General features: G+C 34.3%; 24 protein-coding genes. 19 read left to right on the top strand and 5 right to left on the bottom strand.

Going from position 1 to position 22,517, the window contains the following annotated elements:
- The first annotated feature begins 7 nt into the window (after positions 1–7).
- The 9 genes from LGAS_RS05870 to recD2 all read left to right on the top strand — a co-directional run bounded on the left by LGAS_RS05870 (position 8) and on the right by recD2 (position 8,175).
- Positions 8–571, top strand: coding sequence for an NUDIX hydrolase (locus LGAS_RS05870; RefSeq protein WP_003647111.1), 564 nt, complete (start codon positions 8–10; stop codon positions 569–571).
- Positions 564–845, top strand: coding sequence for a hypothetical protein (locus LGAS_RS05865; protein WP_003647112.1), 282 nt, complete (start codon positions 564–566; stop codon positions 843–845). The genes LGAS_RS05870 and LGAS_RS05865 overlap by 8 nt, the downstream gene beginning before the upstream one ends.
- Before the next feature lie 15 nt (positions 846–860).
- The gene (locus LGAS_RS05860; RefSeq protein WP_003647113.1) at positions 861–1,562 is read left to right on the top strand and encodes a 5'-methylthioadenosine/adenosylhomocysteine nucleosidase; all 702 of its coding nucleotides are present in this window, start codon (positions 861–863) and stop codon (positions 1,560–1,562) included.
- Between the two features lie 96 nt (positions 1,563–1,658).
- Positions 1,659–2,813, top strand: coding sequence for a cysteine desulfurase family protein (locus LGAS_RS05855; protein ID WP_003647114.1), 1,155 nt, complete (start codon positions 1,659–1,661; stop codon positions 2,811–2,813).
- Between the two features lie 113 nt (positions 2,814–2,926).
- On the top strand, positions 2,927–3,262 hold the full coding sequence (locus tag LGAS_RS05850) for a DUF1831 domain-containing protein (RefSeq protein WP_003647115.1): 336 nt from the start codon (positions 2,927–2,929) through the stop codon (positions 3,260–3,262).
- A gap of 17 nt (positions 3,263–3,279) precedes the next feature.
- The gene (mnmA, locus tag LGAS_RS05845; RefSeq protein WP_003647116.1) at positions 3,280–4,407 is read left to right on the top strand and encodes a tRNA 2-thiouridine(34) synthase MnmA; all 1,128 of its coding nucleotides are present in this window, start codon (positions 3,280–3,282) and stop codon (positions 4,405–4,407) included.
- Positions 4,408–4,503: 96 nt separating this feature from the next.
- The gene (locus tag LGAS_RS05840; protein WP_003647117.1) at positions 4,504–5,163 is read left to right on the top strand and encodes a histidine phosphatase family protein; all 660 of its coding nucleotides are present in this window, start codon (positions 4,504–4,506) and stop codon (positions 5,161–5,163) included.
- 2 nt (positions 5,164–5,165) lie between these two features.
- Positions 5,166–5,810: a tetratricopeptide repeat protein gene (locus LGAS_RS05835; protein ID WP_003647118.1), complete on the top strand. Its 645-nt coding sequence runs from the start codon at positions 5,166–5,168 to the stop codon at positions 5,808–5,810.
- On the top strand, positions 5,797–8,175 hold the full coding sequence (recD2, locus tag LGAS_RS05830; protein WP_003647119.1) for an SF1B family DNA helicase RecD2: 2,379 nt from the start codon (positions 5,797–5,799) through the stop codon (positions 8,173–8,175). Before LGAS_RS05835 ends, recD2 begins: the two co-directional genes overlap by 14 nt.
- A gap of 40 nt (positions 8,176–8,215) precedes the next feature.
- On the opposite strand, the gene LGAS_RS05825 is transcribed toward recD2, so the two are convergent.
- From LGAS_RS05825 to def, 4 genes are all read right to left on the bottom strand, one after another.
- Entirely contained in the window at positions 8,216–9,151 is a 936-nt protein-coding gene (locus LGAS_RS05825; RefSeq protein WP_003647120.1) for a diacylglycerol/lipid kinase family protein, read from the bottom strand.
- A gap of 48 nt (positions 9,152–9,199) precedes the next feature.
- On the bottom strand, positions 9,200–10,879 hold the full coding sequence (gene rnjA, locus LGAS_RS05820) for a ribonuclease J1 (protein ID WP_003647121.1): 1,680 nt from the start codon (positions 10,877–10,879) through the stop codon (positions 9,200–9,202).
- A 5-nt stretch (positions 10,880–10,884) separates the two neighbouring features.
- Positions 10,885–11,112: a DNA-dependent RNA polymerase subunit epsilon gene (locus LGAS_RS05815; protein ID WP_003647122.1), complete on the bottom strand. Its 228-nt coding sequence runs from the start codon at positions 11,110–11,112 to the stop codon at positions 10,885–10,887.
- Positions 11,113–11,299: 187 nt separating this feature from the next.
- Positions 11,300–11,854 carry a peptide deformylase gene (gene def, locus LGAS_RS05810; protein WP_003647123.1) on the bottom strand — a complete coding sequence of 185 codons (555 nt, stop codon included), beginning with the start codon at positions 11,852–11,854 and terminating at the stop codon, positions 11,300–11,302.
- A gap of 244 nt (positions 11,855–12,098) precedes the next feature.
- Here def and typA point away from each other — a divergent pair, with 244 nt between their 5' ends.
- From typA to holA, 9 genes are all read left to right on the top strand, one after another.
- The gene (gene typA, locus LGAS_RS05805) at positions 12,099–13,955 is read left to right on the top strand and encodes a translational GTPase TypA (RefSeq protein ID WP_003647125.1); all 1,857 of its coding nucleotides are present in this window, start codon (positions 12,099–12,101) and stop codon (positions 13,953–13,955) included.
- Positions 13,956–14,069: 114 nt separating this feature from the next.
- The gene (locus LGAS_RS05800) at positions 14,070–15,254 is read left to right on the top strand and encodes an FtsW/RodA/SpoVE family cell cycle protein (protein ID WP_003647126.1); all 1,185 of its coding nucleotides are present in this window, start codon (positions 14,070–14,072) and stop codon (positions 15,252–15,254) included.
- Positions 15,251–15,586 carry a YlbG family protein gene (locus LGAS_RS05795; RefSeq protein WP_003647127.1) on the top strand — a complete coding sequence of 112 codons (336 nt, stop codon included), beginning with the start codon at positions 15,251–15,253 and terminating at the stop codon, positions 15,584–15,586. Before LGAS_RS05800 ends, LGAS_RS05795 begins: the two co-directional genes overlap by 4 nt.
- Complete coding sequence (rsmD, locus tag LGAS_RS05790; RefSeq protein WP_003654386.1) at positions 15,583–16,131, top strand: 16S rRNA (guanine(966)-N(2))-methyltransferase RsmD; 549 nt, start codon at positions 15,583–15,585, stop codon at positions 16,129–16,131. The genes LGAS_RS05795 and rsmD overlap by 4 nt, the downstream gene beginning before the upstream one ends.
- Position 16,132: 1 nt before the next feature.
- Positions 16,133–16,633: a pantetheine-phosphate adenylyltransferase gene (gene coaD, locus LGAS_RS05785; RefSeq protein WP_003647128.1), complete on the top strand. Its 501-nt coding sequence runs from the start codon at positions 16,133–16,135 to the stop codon at positions 16,631–16,633.
- On the top strand, positions 16,620–17,630 hold the full coding sequence (locus tag LGAS_RS05780; protein WP_003647129.1) for a SepM family pheromone-processing serine protease: 1,011 nt from the start codon (positions 16,620–16,622) through the stop codon (positions 17,628–17,630). The genes coaD and LGAS_RS05780 overlap by 14 nt, the downstream gene beginning before the upstream one ends.
- 58 nt (positions 17,631–17,688) lie before the next feature.
- The gene (locus LGAS_RS05775; protein ID WP_025012210.1) at positions 17,689–18,372 is read left to right on the top strand and encodes a helix-hairpin-helix domain-containing protein; all 684 of its coding nucleotides are present in this window, start codon (positions 17,689–17,691) and stop codon (positions 18,370–18,372) included.
- Positions 18,326–20,611, top strand: a complete 2,286-nt coding sequence (locus tag LGAS_RS05770; protein ID WP_003647131.1) for a DNA internalization-related competence protein ComEC/Rec2 — start codon at positions 18,326–18,328, stop codon at positions 20,609–20,611. The genes LGAS_RS05775 and LGAS_RS05770 overlap by 47 nt, the downstream gene beginning before the upstream one ends.
- Positions 20,608–21,597 carry a DNA polymerase III subunit delta gene (holA, locus tag LGAS_RS05765; protein WP_003647132.1) on the top strand — a complete coding sequence of 330 codons (990 nt, stop codon included), beginning with the start codon at positions 20,608–20,610 and terminating at the stop codon, positions 21,595–21,597. The genes LGAS_RS05770 and holA overlap by 4 nt, the downstream gene beginning before the upstream one ends.
- A gap of 69 nt (positions 21,598–21,666) precedes the next feature.
- Here the strand turns inward: holA and rpsT are convergent, their stop codons facing one another.
- Positions 21,667–21,924, bottom strand: a complete 258-nt coding sequence (gene rpsT, locus LGAS_RS05760) for a 30S ribosomal protein S20 (protein WP_003647133.1) — start codon at positions 21,922–21,924, stop codon at positions 21,667–21,669.
- Between the two features lie 193 nt (positions 21,925–22,117).
- Between rpsT and rpsO the strand changes: the two genes are divergently transcribed.
- Positions 22,118–22,387, top strand: coding sequence for a 30S ribosomal protein S15 (rpsO, locus tag LGAS_RS05755; RefSeq protein WP_003647135.1), 270 nt, complete (start codon positions 22,118–22,120; stop codon positions 22,385–22,387).
- Positions 22,388–22,517 lie beyond the last annotated feature (130 nt).

Below are 22,517 nucleotides of genomic sequence, written 5' to 3'. Positions count from 1 at the left end.
AAATTAAGTGAATCTAAGAGAAACTGAAATCTCAAACAAGCCTGTATTCGAAGGTAGGCTTATCGACTTAAACGTTGAAACTATTAGTCTACCAAATGGAAAGACAGCAACTCGTGAAATAGTTAAGCATCCCGATGCTAGTGCAGCAATTGCAATTAATGATGAGAAAAAAATGCTTCTTGTGAAGCAATGGCGTGAGCCTATCAAACAATTAACTCTAGAAATTCCTGCAGGTTTAATTGACGAAACAGATGCATCACCCCTTGATGCAATGAAAAGAGAGTTAAATGAAGAGGGCGGCTATAAGGCAGAATATTGGGAAAAGGTAAGTGAATTTTATACTTCAGTTGGATTCTGTGATGAAAAAATTCATTTATTCTATTGTGATACTTTGTCAAAAATTGAGCACAAACGTCCTCTTGATGAAGATGAGTTTCTAACTCAAGAATGGTACAGTCTTCCTGAGTTAAAACAATTAATTGCGTCAGGCAAAATTATGGATGCCAAGACTGTTATGGCAATTACATTCTGGGAAAATATGATTTTAACAGGAAACCAAAGTAATGACTGAAAAACGAGCAGATTATCGTAAAAAACAACAGCAGAAAAAAATAAGAAAAATCTTTGATAATTTTAAGCGCTTGAAGAAAGATGATCAATCTATTGATGCGGTTGATTCAGAATCAACAGTTAAAGAATCTTCGAATTTTGAATCAAGGGAGAACTTTTCTTCAGAAGAAGAGCGTGAAAATAGAATTAATCGTTTAAAAAAGCGCTTGAACTATGCAATTTTAATTGTTGTTGTTTTACTAATCATAGTTTTGTTCGCTTTATTTAAACTTTAGATTTAGAGGTAAAAAATGAAAATTGCGATTATTGTTCCAATGGAAGAAGAGGCCGAATTTTATAAAAAGCATTTTAAGTCTGAAACTAAAGAAGTTTTTGGTACAACTGAATTTGATCACTTTTCAATTAATGGAAATGACATTTATTTAGGTCTTAGCGGAATTGGAAAAGTTAATGCGGCAATGAATTTAACCAGTTTATTAACTAAAGAAGATATTGATTTGGTATTTATGACTGGTTCTGCTGGTTCAATGCAAGAAAATGTGAAAAGAAAAGATTTAATTTTGGTAGATAGCTTTGCTTATCATGATGCACATTGTGTTAGTGCTGGCGAATACGTTGAAGGTCAAATTCCACGTGAACCAGCAAGATTTGATCTTAATAGCCCAGCACGTGAAGCATTTAAGAAGTATCTTTTAAGTCAAAATATAGACTTTAAAGAAGGTCTTGTTGTAACTGGAGATACTTTTGTACAATCTGAAGCACAAAAAGATGAAATTAAAAAGAATTTTTCTGATGCACTTGGTGTGGAAATGGAAGGAGCGGCCTTTGCCCAAGTTGCTAGACATTTCAACACACCTTTAGTTGCTATTCGCGCTATTTCAGATAATGGCGATGCTAATGCCGATAATGACTTTGATAAGTTTGTTAAAGAAGTTGGTGCTAAAGCAGCCAGCGTAATTTCATCTTATCTTGAAGAAACAGTTTTAGATTAGGGTGATGGTAGACTAAGTTCAGATGAACTTAGTCTATTTTTTATGTTAAAATAAAATAGCCACTTCCAAAATGTAAGAAAGATAAAGAGGTATAACATGACTAGAAAAAATGTATATTTGGATAATGCGGCTACTACTCCGATGGATCCAAAAGTAATTGAAAAAATTAGTAGTGAGATGACCAATGATTTTGGAAATGCTTCTAGTCAACATGCATTTGGACGTAAGGCACGTCAAGTGGTTGAAGCAGCTCGTCACCAACTAGCAGAAACAATCAATGCGGAAGATAAAGAAATCAATTTTACTAGTGGTGGATCTGAAAGTAATAATACTGCAATTTTTGGAACAGCACGTGCTAGAAAGAATATTGGCAAGAAAATAATTACTACTAGGATTGAGCATCCTTCTGTTTTGAACCCAATGAAACGTTTAGCTCAAGAGGGGTATGAAATTGTCTATCTTGATGTAGATGAAAGTGGACATATTAGTTTGGAAGACTTAAAGAGAGAATTAACGCCGGATACTATTTTAGTTTCAATAATGGCAGTCAATAATGAAGTTGGTTCAATCATGCCTCTAAAAGAAATCGGTGAATTAGTTAAAGATTCAAATGCTTATTTCCACGTAGATGATGTGCAAGGATTTGGAAATATTGAAATTGATGTTAAGGATATGAATATTGATTTATTATCCACTTCTGCTCATAAGGTTAATGGACCTAAATTTTTGGGCTTTCTTTATGAAAAAAATGGCTTAAAGGTAAGTAACCTTCTTTTAGGAGGGGAGCAGGAACTAAAGCGTCGTCCAGGAACTGAGAACGTTCCAGGAATTGCTGGCTTTGGCGTAGCTGCCCAAGAATTGAGAGAAATGGACAAAAAGCAGCTTCAGGAAAATTATCGAAAGTTTCAACAAATAATTCTTGATGAACTTGATAAAAATGATATTGATTATGAAATTAACGGCTCACTTAAGGGAGCAGTTTCTCATCACGTTTTAAACTTGTGGTTAAAGGGCGTTGGAACTTATTCTGCCTTGACTAACTTAGATTTGAATGGCTATGCAGTTTCAGGTGGATCAGCATGTACAGCTGGTTCATTAAATCCTTCTCATGTCTTAGAGGCAATGTATGGTGAAAATTCTCCTCGTATTGAAGAATCGATTCGAATTAGTTTTGGACGTTTTACTACTGCAGAGGAAGTTAAAGGTTTTGCGGATAGCCTAGTTAAAATGTGTCAACGATTAAGTAAATAACTCACAAGTTCTAACCATTTTTGGCTAGAACTTGTTTTAATGTATAATGTTAGTGAAAATTATATACTTGACACTTACAAAAAATAAGATAATAATATTGAGAGTGATATTTTATGGCAAATACAGTAATTATTAATGGCGATAATCGTAAATTTACAATCAGTCCAGAAATTAAGCGTTACGCTTTAATTGATGCAGGTTTTACGAAGACTAAAAGAGGAAATTTCATGTATAAGCATCCTTTATATAATGAATCTCCTTATAATGCTACCTGTCAATTGAAGTTAACGATTAACGAAGATTTAGATCATTTAACAATGGTAGTCACTGATACTAATGGTTTACAGAAAGTTAATATTTTTAAAAATAAGCAATTAGCACCAATGGTTGAATTACTTGACTTCATTTTAAAGGATCTTGAGGATCGTCAGATTATTGCACCTTGCTAAAAGGAGAAAAAGATAAAATGGTAGATAACAGCGAAATTAGAGTCGTTGTTGGGATGAGTGGAGGAGTTGATTCTTCAGTTTCTGCTCTTTTACTCAAACAACAAGGCTTTGATGTTGTCGGCGTCTTCATGAAGAATTGGGATGATACTGATGATTCCGGAGTTTGTACGGCAACTGAAGATTACGAAGATGTAAAAAAAGTTGCAGATGAAATCGGCATTCCTTATTATTCTATTAATTTTGAAAAAGATTACTGGGAGCGAGTATTTGAATATTTCTTAAATGAATATAAGAAAGGTAGAACTCCTAATCCCGATGTAATGTGCAATAAAGAAATAAAATTTAAATCCTTCTTAGATTTTGCAATGGATCTAGATGCAGATTATATTGCAATGGGTCACTATGCAGCTACTAAGGTTGATGAGAATGGTATTGTACATATGATGCGACCAAAAGATGGCAATAAGGACCAAACTTACTTCTTAAGTCAACTTTCACAAGATCAATTGAAAAAGGTAATCTTCCCGCTTGCTAACTTAACTAAGCCACAAGTGCGTGAAATTGCAATTGACGCAGGCCTTGCCACCGCTAAGAAGAAGGATTCAACTGGAATCTGTTTTATTGGTGAACGTAACTTTAAAAAGTTCTTGAGTGAATTTTTACCAGCTCAATCAGGAAAGATGGTTACTCCTGATGGAAAAGTTGTGGGCGAGCATGCTGGATTAATGTATTATACTATCGGTCAAAGATCCGGTCTTGGCTTAGGTTCAACGAAGGAATCAACTGATCCTTGGTTTGTAGTAGGTAAGGATTTAAAGAAGAATGAATTGATCGTTGAGCAAGGATACGATAGTAAGCTTTTATATGCTACTAGCTTAGATGCAAGTGGCGTATCCTTCTTTACTGGTCAGCCGGAGCATGATATTGATTTGAAGTGCACTGCTAAGTTTAGATACCGCCAGCCAGATGTTGGTGTTACTATGCATTATCATGCAAAAGATAATACAGTTCATGTTGAATTTGATGAACCTGCGCGTGCCGTTACGCCAGGACAGGCAATTGTTTTCTATAATGGTGAAGAATGTCTTGGTGGGGCAACTATTGACCGTGCTTACCAAAATGAAAAGCAATTGCAATTAGTATAGTCAAAAGAAGTCTCAATGAGGCTTCTTTTTGCTTTTAGAAACTGTTATTTTCTGTCCTGAAAACTTATAATAAATAGTAAAAGTGGAGGGAAAAGTATGCAATTATATTTCGTTAGACATGGAAAAACAAAGTGGAATTTAGAAGGGCGCTATCAAGGAGGTAGTGGTAATTCACCACTCTTACCAGAAAGCTATGAAGATATTAAAAAATTAGCTGAGTACTTAAAGGGAACTAAGTTTAGGGCCTTTTATGCTAGTCCTTTACAACGTGCTTTAACTACTGCTGTAATGCTTAGAAATGATATGGGGATTACTGTTCCAGTTATTGTAGATGATCGCTTGAAAGAGTTTAATCTTGGCGATCTTGAGGGAATGAAATTTGTTGACGCTGAGAGTCAATACCCTGATCAAATTAAGGCCTTTCGTTATTCACCAGAACGCTACGATCCATCAACTTTTCATGGTGAAGACTTTGAACACATGATTAAACGTGGTAAAAGTTTAATTAGTGATATTGTTAAACGCTATCCAAATAAAGATGATAAGGTGCTTTTGGTGAGCCACGGGGCAGCTCTATGTGCATTAATTAGAACTCTTGAAGGTTATGACGTTGCTGATATTAGAAAGCGCGGTGGCTTGACTAATACTAGCTTGACGATTCTTGACACTGAAGATCAAGGGAAGACCTTTAATGAAATAGCATGGAATGAAACAAGCTATTTAGATCGAAAGATTACTAGTAGGGATACAATTTAAAAATGGATAAAAAAATAGCCAACTTATATGATGCTGGCAAAGTTGATAATGCTATACACTTATTGATTAAAAAAATAAACAATCATCCTAAAAATATAGAAAATTATTTACAGCTTTCAACTTATTTGATTGAACAAAATTCGGCAGATCAAGCTTTAGAATTATTAGAAAAAGCCCGTGGACTTGTTGATCAGCCAGAAGCCTTAACCTATAACATTGCTGTTTGTTATTACATGCAAGGAGATTTTGCTAAATCACTGGCTTTACTTAATTCGATTCCAGACGATGAAGAGACCATGTATCAAAAGTCGTTAATTTTTATGAAGTTAGGTCAATATCAAAAGGCATTAGCTTATGCTCTAACTTTGAAAAATCAGGATGAGAGGACTTTAGAATTAATTGGCGACATTTGGCTTAGTCTGGGTGATTTAAAAGCGGCAAATCAAACTTACAGTAAGATCCTAGAAGATCAAAGAAATGCAAAAGTTAATTTTTTGCTTGGTTTAACTTTATTTGATACTAATCCTGATGAGGCAGAGAATTACTTTAAATTATCAAAAGAACAGGATCCTAAATATTTTGCACAAGCACAAAAGCAATACAATGCTGTAGCAAAATTGATTAGAGGTAAAAATGGCAGAAACTAGTTTTACTGGACGAATTAACGGAATTGTTTTTGAAAATAATCAAGATCTTTTCAAAATTATTGATGTAGACTTGATTAGTAAATTAGCAGATTATGATCGTGACAATATCCGAGTAACTGGTAATTTTGGTGATATTCAGATTGGCTCGACTTACAAGTTTGTTGGTCAAGTTGTTGTACATGAAAAGTTTGGTAAACAATTTCGCGTTAGTTCATATGAACCAGTTTTACCACATGAAGAGGGAAGTTTAGCGAAATATCTAAGTTCTGATAAATTCCCCGGTATTGGTAAAAAAGCCGCTGAGAAGATTATTGCTAGTTTAGGTACTAATGCCTTGGATCTGATTAAGTCCAACCCAACTGAAATTGAAAACCTTGATTTAACGCCAAAGCAAAAGAATAGTTTACTATCTGGGATTAATCAAATGGACTCTTTCTCAGAAATTGTTATTAAGCTAGCTAAATACGGAATTAATAAAAAAACTGCTGGAAATATTTATAAAGCCTATCATGGAGATTCTCTAAAAAAACTTGAAGAGGATCCTTATCAAGCAGTTGGTGAAATTAGAGGCTTCGGCTTTAGGACAGCAGATAATATTGGTCAAGCACTTGGAATTGAATTAAATGATCCAAAAAGAGTTAGAGGTGCAATTTTAAGTATTTTGCAGAGTGCTCTAAGTACGCTGGGAGACACTTATGTGGCACTAGATGATTTACTAACTCAGGCATATGATTTGGTTCAAGCTAGTTCTTATGACGACTTGGCAAATAGTGTGAATGAGCTTCAGCGTCAAGGTAAGGTGGTTGTGTCAGGCGACAAAGCAGCTTTACAGGGAATTTTTCAAACTGAACTTGATATTTCAAATGAGTTAAAGCGTTTAGTCAAAAATCGGGTAGAAAAAGAAAAATTCAGTGATGAAAAAATTGAGCATGCAATTAATCATGCTGAAGAAGAACTTGAAATTAAGTATGACGAAACGCAAAAAAAAGCTATTAAAAATGCTTTAAATAATCCAATTTCCATTCTTACTGGTGGACCAGGTACTGGTAAGACAACAATTATTAATGGAATTTTGATGTGTTTAAAGGAACTTGCAGAGATTCCAAGTGGAGCCTTGTATAGTGAAGATCCGCCATTTTTGTTAGCTGCTCCAACAGGACGGGCTGCTAAGAGAATGAGCGAGATTACCGATATTTCTGCTAAAACTATTCACCGTTTGTTGGGGCTAGGTATTGGCGAAAATGATGCTACCGATGTTAATGAATTAAATGGTGAAATTTTAATTATTGATGAAATGTCGATGGTTGATATGTTTCTGTTCAAGCAGTTGTTATCGGGGATTAATTCGACAAAAAGAATTGTATTTGTTGGTGACCAAGACCAGCTACCTTCGGTTGGAGCGGGAAATATTTTTAGTGATCTAATTAAGTCAGAAGCGTTTCCAACAACTAGACTTCAGGTAATTCATCGACAAGGGGAAGATTCATCAATTATCAAGCTAGCTCATGCAATTAATGAAGAAGATGCTGAACAAATAATTTTTAATAAAACTAAGAACTATTCCTTTATTCCGTGTCAGCCAAGGTTAGTTGGAGACGCAATTGATCAAATTGTTAATTTAGCTATTAAGCGTGGTTTTGAAAAGGATGACGTTCAGGTCCTTGGAGCTATGTATAATGGTCAGGGCGGGATTACCCACTTGAATGACATCTTGCAAGATGTGATGAATCCAATGTCTTCTAAAACCAAGGTAATTGAAGCACATAATGAAAGTTTTAGAATCGGTGATCGGATTTTACAATTGCAAAATAATCCTGAAAAGGATATTTATAATGGTCAAATTGGCAAAATTATTGGCCTCAATCCTGATGATAAGGCTAAAATATTAATTGCTGATTTTGATGGCCGAGAAATAGAGTTTAGCGTTAAAGATTTAAATGATATTACTCGTGCTTATGCAATTACGATTCATAAATCACAGGGATCAGAATTTCCGTTAGTTATTTTGAATCTTACTATGCAAAATTATATGATGTTGAGACGTAATTTGCTCTATACAGCAATTACTCGAGCTGAGAAGAATCTCGTTATGGTAGGAGAAAAAAAGGCCTATCTTATGGCTTTACGTACACCCGGAAATGATCGGAAAACGGATTTAGCTTCTAAGATCAGACATGAATTGGGTCTAAAAGAAGTAGTTGAGCATGATTCTAACGAAAATATTAAACAAGAACAGGCTCAAACTGAAGTTAAAGAAGAGGTAACTGAACCTAAAGATTATATCTTAACTCCTGATTTAATTTACTCTGGTAAAATCAACCCAATGATTGGGATGGAAAAGATAGAATTAAAAGCAAGAGATTAGCAAAACAAGCCACCTCATTATGAGATGGCTTGTTTTATCTTTATTTCAAAATATTAAAGTGATCAACTTCAAATTTTAAATGGAATTTTCTCTTATTTAATTCTTCTCCATCAAGTTGACCATATTCCGATTGATAGGTTTCTACTTCAATTTTATTTGCTTCAAAATAATGAAATTGCTTGCTTTGCATATGTGATCCATTGATTAGAAGCTTAGAAAAGAGATACAAAAATTTAGCTAAATTAGGTTTTTCTACAATCGCAATATCTAATTCACGATTATAAATATTAGCAATTGGTAATATTGGAACTCCACCACCAAAGTAGGGGTGGTTAGTTGTTGTAACTAAGTATGCATGATCATAAGAATAAGTATGATTATTGGCTGAAATCTTGACCCTAAAATTATCTTGTCCTTTGAGTGCTTGGACAATATTTATTCCGTAAGTTAAGTTCCCTAAATTGATTTTATTAAACTTAGTTTTGAGTTTTGAATGATTGGTCTTATTAACCACATACGCATCAAAGCCAATTCCTAAATTATTGACAAAATATTTCTCTTCGCCTGTAATTAAATCTTGATATCTACCACAGTCGACTTTTGTTACTGTTGGTTGATTTCTAAGTTTCCTAATAAATTTCGAGGGATCCTTTTGTAGTTTAGCTGCTCGAGCAAAATCATTTCCGGTACCAGCTGGAAAATAGGCGAGTGGAGTATCAGGATGAAGTGAACTTTTTACCCCATTTAAAGCCTGATTCAAAGATCCATCACCGCCAACTATAACAATACATTCATGATTATCATTAATTTCATTAGCTGTCGTAGTTGCAATTGGAACGAGTTGTCCAGGATAAGTAGAAATTTGAATATCATATGCTACTTTTTCATTTTTTAGGGCAGCCTCAATTTCTTTAAGAGCTTTTGCGCCTTTGTTGCTACCAGATTTTAAATTTACAAGTAAATGAACCTTTTTCATTTTTAATTGCCTAACTCATATAAAAATAAGCCCCGTTTGGGGCTTATTTTATTTCTTTTCAATTAGCATTGGCAAAATCATCGGTCTTCTTTCAGTCTTTGAATATAAGAAATCTTGAAGATTTTCAATAATTGCCTTTCTAATTTCATTTTCTTTTGGTTGTGGATCTTTAGCCATTTCAGTCTTAAGAATGTGGTAGACATGTTTCTGTGCTTGACTAATCAACTCAGTTGATTCACGCATGTAAACAAAACCACGACTTAAAATATCTGGTCCTGCTAAGACACGTTGGTGCTTGTAGTCAACAGTTGCTACAACTACCACAAGACCTTCTTCAGCTAAAATTTGGCGGTCACGAACGACGATATTTCCAACATCATCACTACCAGAAGTATCAACAAAGACATCTGGGATATTAATGTGACCAGCGATTCTTGAAGAATCTTTAGTTAAAGCAAGTACATCGCCATTTTTTAAAACAAAGGTATGATCTTTAGCCATGCCAGTAGACTGAGCAGTTTCAGTATGAACAACTTGCATTCTGTATTCACCGTGAACAGGAATGAAGTATTCAGGCTTGGTTAACTCAATCATCATCTTTTGTTCTTCTTGACCAGCGTGTCCAGAAGTGTGGACATTATGAATCTTGCCATGAACAACATTAGCACCAGCTTCAGTTAACTTATTAATTAAGTGGTTAACACTGGTTGTATTGCCCGGAATAGGGTTAGATGAAAAGATTACTGTATCGCCTGGTTGTAATGAAATTTGACGGTGAGTTCCATCTGCAATTCTTGAAAGAGCTGCAAGTGGTTCTCCTTGAGAACCAGTACATAAAATCATTGCTTTTTCAGGTGGAGTATGGTTGATTTCGTTGGCATCGACTAAAGTTCCTTCTGGGATATTTAGATAGCCAAGATCAATACCATTTTGAACACCATTTTCCATTGAGCGACCAAAGATTGCAACTTTTCTTCCGGTGTCAACAGCTGCTTTAATAGCGGTTGACACACGATAAAGGTTAGAAGCAAAGGTTGCAAAAATAATTCTACCTTTAATTCCAGTGATGATATCGTGTAAGGAATGAGCAACGAATCTTTCTGATTTTGTAAAGGTTGGAACTTCCGCATTAGTTGAGTCAGACAGGAGGGCGAGTACACCTTCTTGACCTAACTTGGCCATCTTCTGAAAGTCAGGGGCAGGTTGACTCATTACAGGAGTTAAGTCAAACTTAAAATCTCCCGTAAAGACAACTGCACCTTCTGGAGTATGAACTGCAATTCCCAAAGTGTCAGGGATTGAGTGAGTTGTTCTGAAAAAACTAACTGAAAGCTTATCAAACTTCAAAACAGTATCTTCATGCTCTTCGTGAAGCTCACTAGAATTTAAAATTCCATGTTCATCAAGTTTTCCGCGAATTAGAGCGAGAGCAAATGGAGTTGCATAAACTGGAATTTCAGGAATTTTCTTTAAAAGGTAAGGAATCCCACCAATGTGGTCTTCGTGTCCGTGAGTGACAACCAATGCTTTGATTTTTTTTCTATTCTTAACAAGGTAAGAATAGTCTGAGATAACATAATTAATTCCCATCATGTCATCTTCTGGGAATTTAATACCGCAGTCCATGATGATAATCTCATCTTGGTACTCAACGCAGTACATATTACGGCCGATTTCGCCTAGACCCCCTATAGCGAAAACGCCGACTTCGTTATTCTTTAATTTCAAGGTCGTTATTTATCTTCAGATTTGAAAGTTGTCAGCTTAAAATCTGGATTTTGCTTTTCGTAAGCAAGTGAGTTTCCAGTTAATTCTTGGATGAGTTCAATGTTGTAGGGGGTATTATCCTCAACCATAGTTCTTGCTGCAACTACATTATCTGCTTCTAAAAAAAGAGTTTTAGTAGTTTCTCTTCTTGGATTAACGATCTGGTCTTTTTGGTATAAAACTTTGTAGATCATTTCTTATAATCTCCTTATATTAAAACGTTCAAAAAAACTTCTGCGAAAAAGTCGCAGAAATTCATAGCTATTAAAATTTTATCATAAACTTACTTTTAAGTATACCAATTTACTTCATATATAGTACGTAAAAAGACGATAGAGTTTTTTGCCCTATCGTCTGATTTCAAAAATCAAAACTAAATTTTTAAGAAATAACAATGGTATCTTCGGCTAAATCAAAAGGATTTTGCTTATTGATACGGTCATAGAATAAGTGACCATTTAAGTGGTCAATTTCGTGAGAAGCAACAATTGCTGGATAATCTTTTAGGCGAATTGTCTTTTCTTCACCGTCAACTGTATAATAATGAATCTTTAACTTATCAGGACGAGGAACATAGCCTTCAATATCTTTATCTACACTTAGGCAGCCTTCGCCTTCAGCAAGACAAGCTTTTCTTACTGATTCAGAAATAATTTTTGGATTGACAAAAACTTCCTTAAAAATAATTTCACCTTTATCATTTGGAACTAAAAGGGCAGCCATTTGAATGCTCTTGCCAACTTGTGGAGCAGCTAAACCAACGCCAGCTCTTAATTGGTGCTTTTCAGCAATTTTAGGATCTTGCGAATTAATTAAATATTGCATCATTTCATCAGCTAATTCTTTGTATTCATCAGCTAATGGGAAAGTTAATGGCTTAGCAACTTGTCTTAAAACGGGGTTGCCATCGCGCGTAATATCATGCATTAAAATCAAAATAATTATCTCCTTAATTTTAAATTTGCTATGAATATGATAACAATTGAAAGAAAAGACGGCAATAATCGAAGTTTTTGGTATAATATTTTTGTTAAAAATAAACAGTTCACAGCTTGTACTTTCGTTGACGGCATGATATTTTTAGAGTAGAATTGTAAAACGAAACTATAGAGATATAAAGCTTCAATAACTGCATTATTATTTTGCATAAGATAGCTGTGACTGGAGTCACAGTTTTTTTATGAAGTTCGGGGAGGAATTTCTTTTGCAAAGAAGAGACGATATTAGAAATATTGCCATTATCGCACACGTTGACCACGGTAAGACTACTTTGGTTAACCAATTATTAAAACAATCAGATACATTGCCAGAGCACATGAACCTAGAAGACCGTGCTATGGACTCCAATGCTATTGAACGTGAACGTGGTATTACTATCTTATCTAAGAACACTGCTGTTAAGTATGGTGACACTACAATTAACATCTTAGATACACCAGGACACGCTGACTTCGGTGGTGAAGTAGAACGTATCATGCACATGGTTGATGGATGTTTATTACTTGTTGACGCCTACGAAGGTACTATGCCACAAACTCGTTTTGTGCTTAAGAAGGCCTTAGAAGCTGGCGTTAAGCCAATCGTAGTTATTAACAAGATTGACCGTCCAGGTGCTCGTCCAAAGGAAGTTCTAGATGAAGTTCTTGAATTATTCATCGAATTAGGTGCTAGTGATGAACAGCTTGATTTCCCAGTTGTTTATGCATCTGCTTTGAATGGTACGTCTTCATATGATTCAGACCCAGCTAAGCAAGAAGAAACAATGGATCCTATTTTTGATACTATTGTTAAGAATATTCCTGCTCCAGTTGACAATTCTGATGAACCACTACAATTCCAAATTACTATGCTTGATTGGGATGACTATGTAGGACGTATCGGTGTAGGTCGTATTTACCGTGGAAAAGTTAAGGTTGGGGACAACATCACTGTTATGAAACGTGATGGCTCAACTCAAAACTTCCGTGTTACTAAGTTATTCGGTTACTTCGGTTTGAAGCGTAACGAAATTCAAGAAGCAAAAGCTGGCGACATTATTGCTATTTCAGGTATTAATGATATTTATGTTGGTGAAACTATTGCTTCTGCAGATAAGCCTGAAGCATTACCACTTCTTAAGATTGATCCACCAACTCTTCAAATGGACTTTGTTGCCAATGACTCACCATTTGCAGGTCGTGAAGGAGACCAAGTTACTCCTAAGAAACTTGAAGACCGTTTGATTCGTCAAACTCGTACTGACGTTTCTTTGAAGGTAGAACCAACTGATCAATTAAATGCTTGGACTGTTTCTGGTCGTGGTGAATTACACTTGTCAATTTTAGTTGAAGAACTTCGTCGTGAAGGATTCGAATTGCAACTTTCACGTCCTAAAGTTATCTACCGCGAAATTGATGGTCAAATGTGTGAACCATTTGAAGCAGTTCAAGTTGATACCCCAGATGCTTATGTAGGTTCAGTTATCGATTCTCTTTCACAAAGAAAAGGTGAAATGAAGAATATGGAATCTACTGGTAATGGTCAAACTAGACTTGAATTCTTAGTACCATCACGTGGTTTGATTGGTTACAACAATGAATTCATGTCTCAAACTGCTGGTTACGGAATTATGAACCATACTTTTGATTCATATAAGCCAGTAGTTAAGAACTGGGAACCAGGTCGTCGTAATGGTGCTTTGGTTTCAATTAACCAAGGTCAATCAACTACTTACTCACTTCAATCAGTTGAGCAACGTGGTGAATTATTCATCGGTGCTGGTGTTGAAGTTTACGAAGGTATGATTGTAGGTCAATCTTCACGTGAACGTGATATTGCTGTTAACGTAACTAAGGGTAAGAACTTAACTAACACCCGTGCAGCAGGTAAGGACCACTCAGCTTCAATTAAGACTCCTAAGACTATGACTTTGGAAGAAGCTATTGAATTCTTGAATGACGATGAATACTGTGAAGTAACTCCAGAAAGTATTCGTTTACGTAAGAAGATCTTAAATACTAACGAAAGAAAAAAGGCAGATAAGAGACGTAATAAGTAGTTAAATTCTTATTTGATTTTTTAAAAGTAGCTCATTTTGTGGAGCTACTTTTTTTTATCCGTAAAGGTAGTGATATAATAAGAAAGATTATTTAACTAAAGGGGCAAGTATATCGTGCGACAAAAATTAAGATACTTAGACTATAGCATCTTGATCCCATACCTGATTTTGTCAACCATTGGGGTTATCATGGTCTATTCAGCAAGTTCGGATATTTTGTTAGTAAATGGCTTTTCACCTAGTGTATATATGAAAAGGCAAATTATATATTTTGTTGCTGCATTTTTATTCTTTGGAATTCCATGTTTTGCTTTAAAATTAAAAATATTCAAAAATAGAAAATTTGTTATGTCTTATTTAGGCATTTCATTTTTAATGCTATTCTTTTTGATTGTCTTGAAAGTAATTAGTCATGGAAAAGCTGCTATTAACGGTGCAGTTGGTTGGATCAATTTAGGTTTTATTAATATTCAACCAGTAGAAGTAGCCAAGTTGTCTTTAGTATTATATTTAGCTTTTGTTTTATCAAGACGTGATGGAAAGTTTGTTCCCGGTCAGATTTGGCATAATTTATTTGGGCCAACGGTCATTTCATTTATGATGATTGGGCTGGTTATTTTAGAACCAGATTTTGGTGGATCAGCCATTCTGTTTATGATTGTTTTTGTGATGTACAGTGTTTCTGGTATTCCCACTAAGTTAGCCGTGTATTGGCTTATTGGACTTTTCATTGGGATTGTTTTGCTGATGCTAGTGTTATTGGTTTGGACACCAGGATTTATTAAGGATTCTTATCAGTTCCAGCGCTTGTTAGCCTTTGTTCATCCCTTCAAATTAGAAAAAACTGGCGGTGCTCAGTTAGTCAATTCCTATTATGCAATTCATAATGGTGGTTTATTTGGGGTTGGCTTAGGTAACAGCATGCAAAAAAGAGGTTATTTGCCAGAACCATATACTGACTTTATTTTATCCATTACTGCTGAAGAGTTAGGTGTAATTGGTGCAATTGTGATTATTACCTTATTGTTCTTCTTGATGTGGCGCATTATGGAAGTAGGAATTCACGCTAATTCACAGTTTAATGCTTTAGTTTGCTTTGGTGTAGTAACTATGATTTTTACCGAAACGCTCTTTAATGTAGGAGCAGTTTTGGGTCTTTTACCGATCACTGGGGTAACCTTGCCGTTTATTTCTTATGGTGGATCTTCAATGATTGTTCTAACTGCCGCTTTAGGATTAGTCTTAAATATTTCAGCTGCTGAAAAGAAGGCAATGATAGAAAGTAGGAGTGTACTTTGAGTTTGGTTTTTAAAGATGAGCCAAATAATAAAATGACTGCGCGCACGCAGGTAATTGTTTGGCTTTATCAAATTAGCGATCAATACAAGTTGCGCCGATTTGGCAATATTATCTATTTTTCACGTAAAAATAAGTATGTAGTTCTATATGTAAGTTCAGAATATGCTCCAAAGGTAATTGCTGAATTAAAGAGTAAGAATTATGTTCAGTCAGTAGAGACTTCAAAAACAGATGAGCTTGATTTTTCTGCTGAACACGAAGAAAAGATGATGCGTGAACTAAAAGAAGAAGCAGAAAAATTACGGGAAGAAAACGAGGATTTACGAGTTTGAGAATTATTGCAGGAAAATATGCTAAGCGTAATTTACATACTTTAAAAAGTAATGCTACTCGTCCGACTAGTGATAAAGTAAAAGGCTCTTTATTTAACTCTTTAGGTCAATTTTTTGATGGCGGGCAAGTATTAGATTTGTATGCTGGTAGTGGAGCTTTAGGAATTGAGGCTGTTTCGCGTGGCTATGACAGTGCAGTTTTGGTTGATATTAGCGGTCAGGCATGTCAAATTATTAGAAAAAACGTTGAGCTTACTAAGGAAGAGGATAGGTTTAGAGTTCTAAAATGCAGTGATAATCGTGCAATTAAAATTTTAAATGAGGAAGAGAAAAAGTTTGATTTAATTTTTCTTGATCCTCCGTATGCTAAGCAAAAAATTGTTAAGATTATGACTAAACTGCTTAAAAATAATTTATTAAGTGAAAATGCATTGGTTGTAGCTGAAACTGATGAACATGATGAATTACCAGAAGTTTCTGGCTTTTCAATTATTAAGGATCATCAGTTAGGTAGAACAAAAGTAAAAGTTTACAAGAGGGAGTAAAATGACAAAGGCAATTTTTCCTGGGAGTTTCGATCCAATAACCAACGGTCATGCTGAAGTGGTTGAAGCAGCAGCTAGAATGTTTGAAAAGCTGTATGTAGTAATTATGACGAATACAAGTAAGAAATATCTTTTTGATGAAAAAGAACGCTTAGATTTGGCTAAGAAAGTTTTTGAAAACGACAAAAATATTGAAGTAATTGCTCGTCCGGCTGAATTGACTGTTGAAGTAGCGCATGAACTTAATGCAGGGGCAATTGTTCGAGGATTGAGAAATACCACTGATTTTAACTATGAGCGTGATATTGCTGGAATTAATAAGACTTTAGATCCAAAGTTAAATACAGTTTTATTGTTTACTCGTCCAGAAGATAGCTTCATTTCTTCAAGTATGATTAAAGAAACAGTATTTTTTGGTGGCAATGTTTCAACTCTAGTTCCAAAGCCAGTGGCAGCTGCCTTGGAAGAAAAGCTGAGGAATCAAAATAATGAAGAAAAATAAAAAAATAAAATTTTGGCTGCTAGGAATAGCAGCATTTTTAATAGCAGTTGTTTTTTGTCTATGGCCTACGCAATACTATATTGAGGCACCAGGTGAAGCTTTCCAAATTAGTAAGTATGTTAAAAGTACCAGAAAACCTAATCCTAATTTTTATCTAGTAACCGTGAGTGAGCGTCCTGCAGTTATGATTGATTATTTAACTAGCTTTCTTAGACCAGGAGATAGTCGGTATTCAAAAACTGAATTAATGGGGACATCAAGCAGTACTGAATATAATCAAATGCAGCAATACTACATGGAAACTAGTCAGAACAATGCAATCTATTACGCAGCTAAAAAGGCAAAAGTCCCTTATCGTCAAGAATTTTTAGGCGTTTATGTGATGGAAGTTATGAAAATTTCAACTTTTAGGAAGAAGTTGAAGGTTGGGGATGTTTTAGTTAGCGTGAATGATAGAAAATTTACTTCTAGTGGAGAATTAATTAAGTATGTTTCTTCTCTGAAAGATAAAAAGGTGAAGGTAGAAGTTATTCGAGGAAAGAAGCACTTAACTTTTTCGGGAAAAACAGTTAAATTATCTGGAACTAGTCGCTATGGAATTGGTATTCAATTGGTAGATCATACGAAGGTCGTAACCGATCCTGCAGTTAAAATTGATGCCGGAGATATTGGTGGTCCGTCTGCAGGTTTAATGTTTACACTTGAGTGTTATCAATTGTTTACTGGTAAGAATCTTAGTTCTAAGAAAATAGCTGGTACAGGAACAATTGATAGTAATGGTAAGGTAGGAATGATTGGCGGTGTTGATAAAAAGGTAATAGCCGCTAGCCGTCAAGGAATGAAGGTCTTTTTTGCACCAACTGATCAACCAGAAGGTGTTAAAAAGAGTGAAACAAACTATGCTGAAGCAGTCAGGACTGCAAAGAAAATACATACTAAGATGAAGATTGTACCAGTGGACCGTTTTGAAGATGCACTAAATTATTTAGAAAAATAAATTGAAAGCAGCAAAAAAATTGCTGCTTTTTTTCGTAATAAATAATGAGGTGATAAAAATGGATTTAGAAAAAATCAAAGAATTCATAATTGAAAAGAAAATTGTTGTAATTGGAGTTATTGTTTTGATCCTAGGCGGAGGATATTTGATTCAGAAAAATAATCAGCCGGCAGTCAATAATACTCAAGTGTTGAGTGAAAATAATAAGACGCAGCCAGCAGAATTTTCTAAAAGTGAGAATAAAACTACTCATTCTACGTCAAACTTAAATAGCTCCTCAAAACAAAACACAGTAACTGTAGATATTGCTGGAGCTGTTAAACATAGTGGCGTTTATATATTAAAAAATGGTGCTAGATTAAACGATCTGTTAAAGATTTGTGGTGGCTTAACTGATAAAGCAGAGACGCGTGCGATTAATCGAGCAGCCTTATTAAAAGATCAAGATCAAATTTATGTCCCGCACATTGGTGAAAAAGTAGAAAATCCTCCTGGAAATGGAACTTCTAATAATAATTCTGCTGCTTCTGATTCTTCTAGTTCAAATTCAGAGCAAGTTCATTTAAATACAGCAACAGTGCAGGACTTACAAAAGCTAAATGGCGTTGGGCAAAAGAAGGCAGAGCAGATTATTGCTTATCGTGATCAAAATGGGGGCTTTAAGCAAATTGAAGATTTGACTAAAGTAACAGGAATTGGTGAAAAGACTTTTGAAAAGCTCAAAGATCAGTTGGCACTCTAGTTTTTATGCCCCTGGATTTTATTTATTACTTGGTCTGAGTTGTATTTCAGTGACTTTTATTGTTTTGCAGGCCACTAGTTTTGCCCAAGTTTTTGTTGCCGTATTATTTTTAATTATTTTTTGCTCACTGTTAATTTATAAATTTCCGCAATATTGGCATTTAATTGCAATATTTTTAGGAGTAGTTATAACTTTATGTTTTATTAATCAAAGAATAAATGAATTAAAAATTGGAGAGCCAATTAGAATATATAGTGATCAAGTTAAGGTGAGTGATAATTTTTTTTACGGGGAAGGAAAGCTAGAGAAGAATAAAGTTTTAATTAGTGGAACTGCAAATAAGTCTTTTGAAAAAGAATTAAACAAATATCATGCAATTTATTTAGTAAACTACAAGGCAAAAGTAGAAACAATTATGCCAGCAACTAATCCTGGTGAATTTGATTATCAAAAATATTATCGCAGTAAAAAGATCAGGAAAAGAGTTAAGCTTGAGAGCTATCAAATTTATCCCAGGCAGATTACTATTTTTGATTGGGTTCATATGCTACGTAAATTCTTAATGGATTATTTTGAAAAAATGCCACAATATACTAGATTTTTTGCTAGTGAAATGGTGTTAGCACAAAACCCAAGTGCAGATAATAAGGCTTTATTAAATAGTTATCGAGACTTAGGCATTATTCATCTTTTAAGCATCTCAGGCTTACATGTAAGTTTATATATTTTAGGAATTATGTGGCTTGGAACTATGATGAAGAGGACTGAAGAAGAAGTAATCTTATGTTGCGTAGCTTTTTTAATCATAGAAATTTTACTGTCTAATTTTCAAGCTGGGTTTGTACGTGCAAGTTTAAGTTACTTTTGGAGCGTTTTCTTTAATAGAAAAAAGATTATGATTAGCAGCGGAGATAAGCTCGGAATAGTAGTATTATCTCATTTGATCTTTAATCCGCTTCTATTTTTAAATAGTGGAGCTATTTTGAGTTATTTACTAGTCTTTGGACTAGAAATAAGTAAGAACTTTGGAAAAATTAAACAGAATATCGTTCTTAACTCATTAGTTACACCAATTTTATTAAATAATTTTTATCGGATTAATTTTTTAACTGTCGTTTATAATTTCTTAATTGTTCCCATTTTTAATTTTATTCTTTTACCATTGACTTTTATCGTGGTTTTTTCATTTTGGTGTTTGCCGGCGATTGTAAAATTAAGTGAACCGATTTTTAAAGGTCTCGCGGATTTAACTAACTTTATTGCTGATAAACAATGGGGCCTAGTAACTTTTGGTCAAATAGATTGGCTGCAAACAATATTTTTATTAGTTGTGACAGTATTTTTAATTATTTTACCTAAACATAAAATTCTAAAATTAAAGTTAAGATCGATCATAGTTGGAGCATATGTTAGTATGTTTTTCTTGATTCATTTTCCTTTAAAAGGGCAAGTTTCTTTTATTGATGTTGGCCAAGGTGATAGCATTTTGATTACGACACCCTTGAATAGAAAGACTTATTTGATAGATACTGGTGGAAAATTGAATTTTGGTAAAAAGAAACGTGAACCACAATTAAATCGAATTACTCTTCCGTTTTTATATGCTCAAGGAATTGATCATTTGGATGGCGTTTTTTTAAGTCATCAAGATGCAGATCATATTGGTGATTTGAAAGCACTCCTTGATCAAATCCCAGTAAAGAAGCTATATTTTGCACGAGGTTTAACAGAAAATCAATCTTTTATGAAGAAAATAAATGGTCATTTAAAAGATGTCCAATTGGTTCCATTACTTGCTGGGGATAGGGTTAAGACTAAAGATTTAAGTTTTGATGTAGTTTATCCTTTTAAGCCCGGCTTAGGGAAAAATGAAGATTCTTTATCTTTGACTTTTAAGTTGGCAAATAAACGTTGGCTTTTTACCGGAGATTTAGGCCGAGAAGGAGAGAAAGAAATTCTAAATCATTATCATTTGCAGGTAGATTATTTTAAACTCGGGCATCATGGTAGTAAGACTTCTAGTGATCCAGACTTTTTAAAACAATTAAATCCGCAACTCGTTTTTATATCATCAGGAAGAAATAATCGCTTTGGTCATCCCCATCAAGAAACTTTAAAAACATTGAAAGACTTGAGCATCCCATATTTAAATACACAAGATAGTGGTACAATTACTTGGAATTACTCACCGTTTAGAGGTGAGACAATTACGACTTTTTATAAAGGAAATACAAAATGACATTAATCTCTCTTTTTAAACAGACTAATCCGAAAAATGCTAATCTTTTGATTCAGGGACCAGATTCTTTTTTTAATGATTATTTAGTGCGTAATTATCTTAATCAAAAGAAATTTTCAGGCCTTGATCAAGTAATTGTGGATTGCCTTGAAGATGGATTGGATGAATTAATGGCTACTTTAACAGAGTCTTCTTTGTTTAGTTCCCAGAAAATGGTTGTTGTTAAAAATCCCTTCTTTTTAATGGCTAAGGTTCCACAAAAGTACAAAAAGCAAATTGAAAAACTAACTAAAATTATCGAACATTTAGATGATTTAGAAGATATAGTAATTTTTGTAGCTAATTATGAAAAAATTGATCGCCGAAAAAAGGTCAGTAAGTTTTTGCTTGAGCATGTTAATGTCGTTGAAACATCCCTTAAGCCGTATGAAGTAAGTGGAGTAATTAAGGCAATTAGCAAGGAAGAGGGCTACCAAATTACGAACATGGCGCTGCAAATTTTAATGCAGAGAAGTGATCAAGTTCTTGATGCAGCGTTAAGTAATTACTTGAAATTAAAAAATATTGTTGGAGAAGATAAAAAAATTACAGAAACTCTAATTAATGAAAATATTGATCGATCTCTTTCAGAAAATATTTTTGAAATATTAACGGCTGCTTTTAATAAAAATTATCAAGAAGCTACGCAGCGTTTAGACGATCATCTAAGAGAGGGAGCAAGTGCGATTCAATTATTGGCTATTTTTGAGTCACAAATTGAGTTTTTGACTTGCGTTAAAGTTCTCCAAAATCGACGCTGGAGCAAAGATCAAATTACTAAAGAGTTAAAGGTAAATCCATATCGGGTAAAGTTAGCGATGGAGAATAAAGTTTCTTTGAACAAGTTAGCGAGCCTATTAAAGCAAGCAATTGAACTTGATTTTAGATATAAAAATGGAACTTATCATGGGGATGAGTTTTTAAAACTTTTCTTATTAAAAATTTAGATGACAAAAAAGCCCGGAGAAAAATCTCCGAGCTTTTATTTTGTCTAATATAAAGTGTCAAGCAAGTGATTACTTGTTAGCAGCCTTCTTAGATAAGCGTGACTTATCACGGTTAGCCTTGTTCTTAGAAATAAGACCTTTAGAAGCAGCCTTATCTAAAGCACGTGCAGCTTTAACTTCTAAATCGAGGACATCTTTTGCGTCATTTTCAACAGCTTCGTTGAATTTTCTTACAGCAGTTCTCAATTTACTTAATTCAGCAGCATTGCGCTTGTTAGCAGTAGCAGTAGTCTTAACACGTTTAATTGCTGATTTAATTTGTGGCATCAAAATCACCTCGATAAAATAGATTTACTCGTTAATTATACTTAATAGAAGCTTTTGGTGCAAGGTAATTTGGGCTTGCTTTTTTAAAAACTTCAATGTAATATTATTATTTGTTGGAACCATTAACGCTGTTTTCCCGCCGCCGCCGGTTAACGTTGTTAATGGCAATTATTTAAAAGAGAGGTATTTTCTAATGGCTATTTCAAAAGAAAAAAAAGATGAATTAATTAAAGAATACGCACGTCACGATGGCGATACTGGTTCTCCAGAAGTTCAAATTGCACTTTTAACTAGTGACATTAACAACTTGAACGCTCACTTAAAGGCTAACAAGCAAGACCACCACTCATACGTTGGTTTGCTTAAGAAGATTGGTCACCGTCGTAACTTGCTTCGTTACTTGAAGAACAAGGATATTCAACGTTACCGTGACTTAATCAACAAGTTAGGTTTACGTCGTTAATTTTAATAATTCATAAGCCTCAGCTACTCTTTGTCATGAAGAGTAGCTTTTTTGTTTCTTTCAAATTCATATAAGTATATGGTAAAATTAATTAGATTAACTTCGTTTTGATCATTAAGATCCATAAATA

The organism is Lactobacillus gasseri ATCC 33323 = JCM 1131, from assembly GCF_000014425.1.
GTDB lineage: Bacteria > Bacillota > Bacilli > Lactobacillales > Lactobacillaceae > Lactobacillus > Lactobacillus gasseri.
The sequence above is the reverse complement of the archived record's forward strand: the minus strand, read 5'-3'. Positions and strand labels throughout refer to the sequence as shown.

Excerpts from the sequence above, each read along its gene's own strand:
- rpsT (WP_003647133.1), bottom strand. The coding sequence starts at position 21,924 with ATGCCACAAATTAAATCAGCAATTAAACGTGTTAAGACTACTGCTACT.
- LGAS_RS05850 (WP_003647115.1), top strand. The coding sequence starts at position 2,927 with ATGGCAAATACAGTAATTATTAATGGCGATAATCGTAAATTTACAATC.
- holA (WP_003647132.1), top strand. The coding sequence starts at position 20,608 with ATGACATTAATCTCTCTTTTTAAACAGACTAATCCGAAAAATGCTAAT.
- LGAS_RS05835 (WP_003647118.1), top strand. The coding sequence starts at position 5,166 with ATGGATAAAAAAATAGCCAACTTATATGATGCTGGCAAAGTTGATAAT.
- coaD (WP_003647128.1), top strand. The coding sequence starts at position 16,133 with ATGACAAAGGCAATTTTTCCTGGGAGTTTCGATCCAATAACCAACGGT.
- LGAS_RS05860 (WP_003647113.1), top strand. The coding sequence starts at position 861 with ATGAAAATTGCGATTATTGTTCCAATGGAAGAAGAGGCCGAATTTTAT.
- LGAS_RS05855 (WP_003647114.1), top strand. The coding sequence starts at position 1,659 with ATGACTAGAAAAAATGTATATTTGGATAATGCGGCTACTACTCCGATG.
- typA (WP_003647125.1), top strand. The coding sequence starts at position 12,099 with ATGAAGTTCGGGGAGGAATTTCTTTTGCAAAGAAGAGACGATATTAGA.
- recD2 (WP_003647119.1), top strand. The coding sequence starts at position 5,797 with ATGGCAGAAACTAGTTTTACTGGACGAATTAACGGAATTGTTTTTGAA.
- LGAS_RS05840 (WP_003647117.1), top strand. The coding sequence starts at position 4,504 with ATGCAATTATATTTCGTTAGACATGGAAAAACAAAGTGGAATTTAGAA.
- LGAS_RS05825 (WP_003647120.1), bottom strand. The coding sequence starts at position 9,151 with ATGAAAAAGGTTCATTTACTTGTAAATTTAAAATCTGGTAGCAACAAA.
- LGAS_RS05865 (WP_003647112.1), top strand. The coding sequence starts at position 564 with ATGACTGAAAAACGAGCAGATTATCGTAAAAAACAACAGCAGAAAAAA.
- LGAS_RS05775 (WP_025012210.1), top strand. The coding sequence starts at position 17,689 with ATGGATTTAGAAAAAATCAAAGAATTCATAATTGAAAAGAAAATTGTT.
- rpsO (WP_003647135.1), top strand. The coding sequence starts at position 22,118 with ATGGCTATTTCAAAAGAAAAAAAAGATGAATTAATTAAAGAATACGCA.
- mnmA (WP_003647116.1), top strand. The coding sequence starts at position 3,280 with ATGGTAGATAACAGCGAAATTAGAGTCGTTGTTGGGATGAGTGGAGGA.
- LGAS_RS05780 (WP_003647129.1), top strand. The coding sequence starts at position 16,620 with ATGAAGAAAAATAAAAAAATAAAATTTTGGCTGCTAGGAATAGCAGCA.
- LGAS_RS05815 (WP_003647122.1), bottom strand. The coding sequence starts at position 11,112 with ATGATCTACAAAGTTTTATACCAAAAAGACCAGATCGTTAATCCAAGA.